Origin of the sequence: Lysinibacillus sp. GbtcB16, from assembly GCF_019091145.1 — a bacterium.
Lineage (GTDB): Bacteria > Bacillota > Bacilli > Bacillales_A > Planococcaceae > Lysinibacillus > Lysinibacillus fusiformis.
The window spans coordinates 1-269 of record NZ_JAGXJV010000429.1 but is presented as its reverse complement, the minus strand read 5'-3'; the positions used below and the strand labels follow the sequence as shown (position 1 = coordinate 269).

The window sequence follows — 269 nt, the reverse complement described above, 5'->3', positions numbered from 1 at the left end:
AAACGAGGATGTCACCAAGTAATAATCCTCTCCGACTCTGCATACCGAAGGATCTGCATAACAGCCCGGAATGACCGGGTTTTGGAACATATTCATTTTGAAGCCCTCCTAGTGTGATGTATCCAATACCCTCATTATAGAGCAACAAACACGCTATTTTTTTTGTTTTTATGCCCATTTGTGCGATATAATTTATTATTATTGTCCATTTAACCTGCAACCAAGCAAAGGAAACCGCCTATGAAAGAGATCCTGGGAACCAAACATGC

General features: G+C 40.5%; 1 protein-coding gene. It reads right to left on the bottom strand.

What is annotated here, in order from left to right:
- The coding region (locus KVT27_RS24795) for a family 43 glycosylhydrolase (RefSeq protein WP_217582189.1) at window positions 1-96 on the bottom strand (96 nt) is incomplete at its 3' end.
- Window positions 97-269: the final 173 nt, after the last annotated feature.